The 1,187-nt window shown below is 53.2% G+C and carries 1 protein-coding gene; it reads right to left on the bottom strand.

What is annotated here, in order from left to right; translation table 11 throughout:
* Nucleotides 1–22: 22 nt before the first annotated feature.
* Nucleotides 23–1,187, bottom strand: a 1,165-nt coding sequence (locus A918_RS0106415; protein WP_022710261.1) for an alanine/glycine:cation symporter family protein, incomplete at its 5' end; no start/stop codon positions are given.

The raw sequence follows: 1,187 nt of genomic DNA, 5'->3' as shown, positions 1-1,187 counted from the left end.
GTGTCCTGTTTTAGTTTGGTGGTTATTTCCAGATTTCGCCGTCCACTTTGCCCTTCAGCTCCGGATAATCCTTGAGCGTGAAATGCGGTGTGCCAAGCTTCTGCTGGTCGAAATAATCCTTGGTCACTTTGACAACCGTACCGGAGAGCAGCGCAATGGCGATCAGGTTGATGGTTGCCATCAGACCCATGGCAGCATCGGCAGCATTGAACACGGTGAGGATGCTTTCATAGGCACCCCAGACCACCATCAGCAATGTGGAGCAACGCAACAATGTGAGCCAGAGATGTCTGCCCGCACCCAGATAAATCATGGCATTTTCCGCATAAGCGTAATTACCGATGATCGAGGTGAAGGCGAAGAAGAAGATCGCAATACTGATGAAATAGCTGCCAAACCAGCCGATATGTGCGGTCATGGCTTCCTGTGTCAGCAGCGTGCCGGTCAGGCCGGAACCCGGAACCAGCTTATGCGACAACAGGATCATAATCGCGGTTGCCGAACAAATCAGAATTGTATCAATGAAAACGCCCAGCGCCTGCACAAAACCCTGCGAGGAAGGGTGGTGCGGATTGGGTGTGGCGGAAGCGGCAATATTCGGCACAGAACCCATACCGGCTTCATTGGAGAACAGCCCGCGTTTCACACCATTCATCAGAGCGCCGGTGATGCCGCCTGCCGCTGCTTCAATGCCGAAAGCACTTTTAACAATCAGGGCAAACAGCGCAGGGACTTCAGTAATATTGGCAAGCAGCACATAAACGGCAACGCCCAGATAAATTGCCGCCATAAATGGCACAACCAGTTCGGCCACGCGGGCGATCTGACGGATGCCGCCGAAAATGACAATACCGGCCAAAGCTGCAATGACAAGGCCGACCAGAACTTTAGAGAAACCGAAAGAACCGTTCATTGCATCGGCAATGGCATTGGCCTGTACGGCGTTAAAAACAAGGCCGAATGCGATAATCAGACAGACAGAAAAAATCGCGGCTGCCCACGGGGCTTTCAGGCCTTTGGAAATATAGAAGGCAGGGCCGCCGCGAAACTGGCCGTCATTATCGCGGGTTTTATAAAGCTGTGCCAGCGTGCTTTCGGAATAGGCTGTGGCCATGCCGACAAAAGCGACGATCCACATCCAGAAAATTGCACCGGCGCCGCCGAGATAAAGCGCGACTGCCACACCG

The organism is Pseudochrobactrum sp. AO18b (genome assembly GCF_000409565.1).
Classification (GTDB): Bacteria; Pseudomonadota; Alphaproteobacteria; order Rhizobiales; family Rhizobiaceae; genus Pseudochrobactrum; species Pseudochrobactrum saccharolyticum.
Note: the sequence above shows the minus strand (reverse complement) of the source record. Positions and strands in the feature narration are given on the sequence as shown.